The organism is Streptomyces flaveus (assembly GCF_014647675.1).
Lineage (GTDB): Bacteria > Actinomycetota > Actinomycetes > Streptomycetales > Streptomycetaceae > Streptomyces > Streptomyces flaveus.
In genome coordinates this window covers 140,979-146,978 of record NZ_BMPQ01000024.1, presented here as the reverse complement: position 1 = coordinate 146,978, position 6,000 = coordinate 140,979, and the positions used below count along the sequence as shown (strand labels likewise).

Sequence of the window (6,000 nt, the reverse complement as noted above, 5' to 3'; positions counted from 1 at the left end):
ACGGAAGATGTGCACACCCTCCGACTCCAAAGCGTCCAGATGGGAGAGCGTGTACGTACGCTCGGTGCTCACGGAGGTCACACGAGCCCCCTCTCCGCCAGCACCGCGTACACCGCGTTCGCCGACTCCTCGGGTGTCTCCCCCTGGGTCTTCAGCGCGATGGCCGGGTCCAGCGGCGGCTCGTACGGGTCGTCGACGCCGGTGAGCCCGGTCAGCTGACCCGCGGCCTGACGGGCGTACAGCCCCTTGACGTCGCGCTCGGCGCACACCTCGACCGGAGTGGCGACATGCACCTCGATGTACGGCGTCCCGCTCGCCTCGTGCCGCTTGCGCACGGCCTCGCGGCTGTCGGCGTACGGCGCGATGACCGGCACCACCGCCAGCACGCCGTTGCGGGCGAGGACTTCGGCGACCAGGCCGATGCGCTGCACGTTGGTGTTGCGGTCCTCGCGGGAGAAGCCGAGGCCCGCGGAGAGGAAGCGGCGGATCTCGTCGCCGTCGAGCACCTCCACGCGGTGGTTCTCGGACCGCAGCCGGCCGGCGAGAATGCGGGCGATTGTGGTCTTGCCCGCGCTCGGCAGCCCGGTGAGCCAGATCGTGGCTCCCTGAGCCCTTGCCGTGTGGGTCATACGTGCTGTCCTTTCGCGGCGCCGGCGGTGCCGAGCCGTTGTTCGTGGAGTTCGGTGAACAGGGCTTCCCAGCGCGGGTGTACGGCGTCCGGGCCGTACGAGGCGGCCGTCAGCACGGCCGCGACGCCCATCTCCGAACGCAGCGACTCGTCGGCCATCAGCTTGCCCATGGACTGGGCGAGCGCGTCCGGGTCCTCCGGCGGAACCAGCAGCCCGTCCACTCCGTGCGTGAGCACATCGGAGGGCCCGGTCGGGCAGTCGAAGCTCACCACGGGCAGCGCGTGGCTCATCGCCTCGATCATCACCATGGGCAGGCCCTCGAAGCGTGAACTGAGCACGTAGAACGAGGCCTTGGCGAGTTCGTCGTCCAGCCGGTCGGTGTGGCCCATCAGGAACACATGGTTGTAGAGGTGATGCTCCTCTATGAGGGCCCGCAGCTCGGCCTTCTTCTCGCCGCTGCCGTAGATCCTCAACTGCCATTCGGGGTACGTCTCGACGAGCTTCGCCCATGCCTCGATGAGCATGTCGAAGCCCTTCTGCGGGAAGAGCCGCCCGGCCGCCACGGCGATCTTCGCGTGATGGTCGGAGGAGACCTGGTCGAGCGAGTGCACGGCGTTGGGGATGCGTACGACCCTGGTGCCGGGCAGCAGTTGCTCGTACTCCTGGCGGTCCCGCTCGGTCAGGACGGCGACCGCGTCGAAGCTCGGATAGGTCTCCCGGATGCGCTGTTGCACATCACGCTTGTGCGTGCCGTGGTTCATGTGTTCCTGCGCGACACGGACCACGCCGCCCGTCGCGTGCTGCGCGGCGAGGAAGTTGAGCGCGGGCCGCGTGGTCACCAGGACGCCGTCCCGCAGCGTGGACAGGTACGCGATGAGCTGCTCCTCGACGTACCGGTTGAAGTACCGGTAGCCGAACTCGCCCGTGGGGATGTGCTTCCCAGGCTGCTCGAGCAGCCTGCCCCGGCGCCAGTCGTGCCAGCGGCCCGCGACACCGGACGGCGGGGTGTACTCGCCCTCGCGCAGGTCGACGACCGTGGAGACCGTCACCCGCGGATCGAGCGGGAACTGGACGTCCTCGCGGCGGCGCAGCGCACTCACCAGCTCGACGTCCCAGCCCGCCCGCACAAGGGAGTTGGCCTGGTTCATCACGGTGCGGATCGTGCCGCCGCGCCCGTATGCGTGCAAGAGCAGATAGCGGACCTTGGGACGCTTCGGGGCCTCATGCGCCGTATGCCGAGGCGCCTGATTCCGGGCTGTCATATCGCCTCTTCCGCACGGCTTTCCAAGCGGCATTCCAGCGACAGGTTGTCCTTGACCGTGTAGTACGGACGGACACTGAGGCCGCCGGTCCGCTGCTCCGGAAACACCATGATCTTCTTCTTGCCGCGGATGTCGTCGAGCTGCCTCCCGACGCGTAACTCCGCCTCGCCGTCGGTGAGATGGATGTCCCACTCCTCAACCCCGGCGGCGTCGCTTGCGTCACGGCCTGCGTCACGGCCGGCGAGGTCGGCGATGGGCAGCTCGCTCTCGAAGCGGTCGCCCTTCACACGCGCGTCGTAGCGCAGCCGCCGGTCGGTCCCGCGCAACACGAGCAGCAGCCGCCAGCCGTCGGCGCTCTCGGCGGCCCGGCCGTGGATGCGGCCCACGAGGCGGATACGTCCGTCGCGCGGCCAGACCTCCTCTACCTCGGCGTGCGGTCTCATGACACATAACCCCAGGCCGTACACATGGGGCGCAGCAGCTCGGGGATCTCGTCGTCCTTCGGCAGCGCACGTCCGGCCTGTACCTGACCGGACTTGATCTTGTCGCGCCAGTCGCCGAGGCCCTTGACCACCTGTGAGTCGTCCTTCTTGCCGTAGTCGAGCATCGACGGCTCGAACTCGATCTCGAGGAACTCGCACAGGCTCCGCATCTCCTTCTCGGGGTCGGCGGTGATGTCCTCGTAGCGCACGGTGTGGCCGCCGTCGATGCCGTTGCGTGCCTTCTCGACGGCCTTCATGTAGCGCAGCGCGTCGGCCGCCGCCTCGTCGTAGGTGCGCTTCTCGGGGTCGCCCTCGTGCCAGGACCGGGCGATGGACACCGGGTGGCGGAGCAGGAAGACGAAGCGGGCGTCGGGCCAGCAGTCCTGGATGCGCTGGTACACGAACGCGTTGCTCGGCGTCTTCTCGACCAGGAAGTCCTTGCCGGATTTGACCAGTTCACGGTGGAGCACCCGGTCCCACAGCAGATGCTCCAGGTCACCGCGCTCCAGATCGAGGGCGCTCATGGCGCGCTGCGACAGCTTGCTGCCGTAGTCGACCTCGAGGCGGCGGATGTGCGTCTCGTGCGGGGAGTGCAGCCGCGAGTGCGCGTTCAGGAGCATCCGCAGGAGGGTCGAGCCGGAGCGCACGGGCGACATGATGAAGACGGGCTGCCGCAGCAGTCGATCCGTCGTCAGGTCTTCGACCGGGGGGCGGCGGTACACCGGCGTGGGCCGCTTGGCTGATTTCGCCGGCGCGGCCTTCGGCTGCTTGGGCACGGCGGGGGCGGCGGGGGCCCTGTGCACCTGGAGGCCGGTGGTGGCGGTGAGCGCCCGGTTGAGATTGCGCATCAGACTCATGCGTCGCAAGCCTAGGTAAGGATTATGAGAAGAGGCTAGGAGCGGCCTGGGCGTTGCCCGAGCTGAGTGAAATGTGACTCAAGTCACGCCGCCCTGGGTTTCGTTCAGATTTCTGACGCCCTGTCGGAGATTTCGGATACCTCTGCCGGTGCTCCTGCGAAGACGGCCCCCGCGTCCCGCAACCGCTCGTGCAGCGCCCGGAAGACCGCCACCGAGCGAGCCCCCGGCCAGTCCGGCGGCAGCAGCGCGGGCGGCAGTCCGGGATCGGCGTACGGGAGGTGGCGCCAGGAGTCCAGGGCGAGCAGATAGTCGCGGTACGCCGCCTCCGGTGGGGTGTCCGGCCGTGCCTCCCAGTCGTGCAGCACGCGCGCGTGGCGGTCGAGGAACTCCTCGTGCTGCTTGGCGATCGCGGCCAGGTCCCACCAGCGCGCGACCGCTTCGGCCGTCGCCGTGAAGCCCAGGTGCGTACCGCGGAACAGCTCCACATATCCGTCGAGACGCAGCCGTTCCAACGTATGACGGGTCTCTTCGTAGAGGCGGGCCGGCGCGAGCCACACCCCGGGGGCGGCCGTTCCGAAGCCGAGGCCCACGAGCCGGGAGCGCAGCACATGCCGCTTCTGCCGCTCGGACTCCGGTACGGAGAACACCGCGAGCACCCAGCCGTCGTCCTCAGGGGGCGCCGCCGCGTAGACCCGCCGATCGCCGTCGTCGAGCAGCTGCCGTGCGTCCGGCGACAGTTCGTACCCGGCCGCACCCGTCGCCGTACGCGCCGACAGGAGCAGCCCGCGGCGTTTGAGCCGGGACACGGAGGACCGTACGGAGGGCGCGTCCACGCCGACCGCGGCCAGCAGCCGGATCAGCTCGGCGACCGGTACGGGACCGGGGGCGAAGCGGCCGTACGCGCCATAGAAGGTGACGATGAGGGACCGGGGGGCGTGCTGCTCGGACACGTTGATCATTCTAGGTCGTCGGCGTCATGCGAGATCACCTTGCGTGGACTGGAGATCGCTTTCCGTACCCGCGGAACCGGATTGCGTATGGCCCGGGTTGACGCCCGTACGCAACCGGTAGCGCTGGAGCTTCCCCGTCGCCGTACGCGGTAGCGCGTCCAGGAAGACGATCTCGCGCGGGCATTTGTACGGCGCCAGCTCGGACTTGACGAAGGCGCGCAGCGCCTCGGGGTCCCGGCGCGCGCCGGCCCGCAGCACCGCGTACGCCACCACGACCTGGCCGCGTGTCTCGTCGGGCAGTCCGACGACCGCCGTCTCCACCACGTCCGGGTGACGCAGGAGCGCGTCCTCGACCTCCGGGCCCGCGATGTTGTACCCGGCGGAAATGATCATGTCGTCCGCGCGCGCCACGTAACGGAAGTAGCCGTCGGCCTCCCGGACATACGTGTCGCCGGTGATGTTCCAGCCGTCGCGTACGTACTCCGACTGCCGTGGGTCGGCGAGATAGCGGCAGCCGACCGGTCCGCGCACGGCGAGCAGTCCGGGTTCGCCGTCGGGCACGGGTTCGCCGTTCTCGGCCTGCACGCGCGCGTGCCACCCCGGTACGGGAACTCCCGTCGTCCCCGGGCGTATGCGCTCGTCGGCCGCGGAGATGAAGATATGCAGCAGCTCGGTGGCGCCTATGCCGTTGATGGTGCGCAGGCCGGTGCGCTCGTGCCAGGCCTGCCAGGTGGCGGCGGGCAGGTTCTCGCCTGCGGACACACAGCGCCTGAGCGAGGAGATGTCGTACGAGTCCAGCTCCTCCAGCATCGCGCGGTACGCGGTCGGCGCGGTGAACAGCACGGACACGCGGTGCTCGGCGATCGCGGGCAACAGCTGCTTGGGGCCCGCCTGTTCGAGCAGCAGGGCGCTGGCGCCCGCGCGCATCGGGAAGATCACCAGGCCGCCGAGTCCGAAGGTGAAGCCGAGCGGGGGGCTGCCGGCGAAGACGTCGTCGGCGTTCGGTCGCAGGACGTGCTTCGAGAAGGTGTCCGCTGTCGCGAGGACGTCGCGGTGGAAGTGCATACAGCCCTTGGGGCGGCCGGTGGTGCCGGACGTGAACGCGATCAGCGCGACATCGTCGGCGGCGGTGGCCACGGCGGGGTACGGCTCGTCGGGGGTTCCGGGGTTCGCCCGGCGGCTTATTCGGTTCAGGAGGTCGTCGGGGGCGTCGCCGCCGTACGTCGTGATCCGCAGCCCGGGGATCTCCGCCTTCGCGAGGTCGTCCACGGACCGGATGTCGCACAGCGCGTGCCCGACCCGCGCGATCTCGCACATGGTGGCCAGCTCGTGGGGGCGCTGCTGGGCGAGCACGGTGACGGCGACCGCGCCCGCCTTCAGGACGGCCAGCCAGCACGCGGCCAGCCAGGGCGTGGTGGGCCCGCGCAGCAGAACGCGGTTGCCGGGCACCACGCCGAGGTCGGAGGTCAGGACGTGCGCGATCCGGTCGACTCGGGTGCGGAGATCGCCGTACGTCCACAGGCCGCCGGACGGCGTACGGAAGACGGGGCGGTCCGGGTCGGCGTGGTCGAGGAGCTCGGCGGCGCAGTTCAGCCGTTCGGGGTAGTGGAGCTCGGGGAGGTCGAAGCGGAGCTCGGGCCACTGGCCGGGGGGTGGCAGGTGGTCGCGGGCGAAGGTGTCCACGTGGGCCGAGGTCGTCGGCCGCCCGGTGTCGATGGCTTCCCTGGAGTGCGTGGGTTCCATGGCGGTTCGCCCCCTGTGTCGTGGTGGGCTCGCGCATCGAGCGTATCGTGTTGATGACGACAGTCAACGGCCCGCGA

Annotated in this window: 6 protein-coding genes; all 6 read right to left on the bottom strand. The window is 69.8% G+C overall.

The annotated features are described in order from the left end of the window. Positions 1 to 77: 77 nt before the first annotated feature. Positions 78 to 629, bottom strand: coding sequence for an adenylyl-sulfate kinase (cysC, locus tag IEZ21_RS34500; RefSeq protein ID WP_189325752.1), 552 nt, complete (start codon positions 627 to 629; stop codon positions 78 to 80). Then, positions 626 to 1,891: a glycosyltransferase family 4 protein gene (locus IEZ21_RS34495; RefSeq protein ID WP_189325751.1), complete on the bottom strand. Its 1,266-nt coding sequence runs from the start codon at positions 1,889 to 1,891 to the stop codon at positions 626 to 628. The genes cysC and IEZ21_RS34495 overlap by 4 nt, the downstream gene beginning before the upstream one ends. Further along, positions 1,888 to 2,334: a hypothetical protein gene (locus IEZ21_RS34490; RefSeq protein WP_189325750.1), complete on the bottom strand. Its 447-nt coding sequence runs from the start codon at positions 2,332 to 2,334 to the stop codon at positions 1,888 to 1,890. The genes IEZ21_RS34495 and IEZ21_RS34490 overlap by 4 nt, the downstream gene beginning before the upstream one ends. Next, a complete protein-coding gene (locus IEZ21_RS34485; protein WP_189325749.1) occupies positions 2,331 to 3,230 on the bottom strand; it encodes a sulfotransferase family protein in 900 nt (299 codons plus the stop codon). Before IEZ21_RS34485 ends, IEZ21_RS34490 begins: the two co-directional genes overlap by 4 nt. A gap of 104 nt (positions 3,231 to 3,334) precedes the next feature. Next, a complete protein-coding gene (locus tag IEZ21_RS34480) occupies positions 3,335 to 4,189 on the bottom strand; it encodes a PaaX family transcriptional regulator (protein WP_189325748.1) in 855 nt (284 codons plus the stop codon). 15 nt (positions 4,190 to 4,204) lie between these two features. After that, positions 4,205 to 5,923: an AMP-binding protein gene (locus IEZ21_RS34475; RefSeq protein WP_373302344.1), complete on the bottom strand. Its 1,719-nt coding sequence runs from the start codon at positions 5,921 to 5,923 to the stop codon at positions 4,205 to 4,207. Positions 5,924 to 6,000 lie beyond the last annotated feature (77 nt).

Coding starts and splice junctions, on each gene's coding strand:
- cysC (WP_189325752.1), bottom strand. CDS start 629: ATGACCCACACGGCAAGGGCTCAGGGAGCCACGATCTGGCTCACCGGG.
- IEZ21_RS34495 (WP_189325751.1), bottom strand. CDS start 1,891: ATGACAGCCCGGAATCAGGCGCCTCGGCATACGGCGCATGAGGCCCCG.
- IEZ21_RS34490 (WP_189325750.1), bottom strand. CDS start 2,334: ATGAGACCGCACGCCGAGGTAGAGGAGGTCTGGCCGCGCGACGGACGT.
- IEZ21_RS34485 (WP_189325749.1), bottom strand. CDS start 3,230: ATGAGTCTGATGCGCAATCTCAACCGGGCGCTCACCGCCACCACCGGC.
- IEZ21_RS34480 (WP_189325748.1), bottom strand. CDS start 4,189: ATGATCAACGTGTCCGAGCAGCACGCCCCCCGGTCCCTCATCGTCACC.
- IEZ21_RS34475 (WP_373302344.1), bottom strand. CDS start 5,923: ATGGAACCCACGCACTCCAGGGAAGCCATCGACACCGGGCGGCCGACG.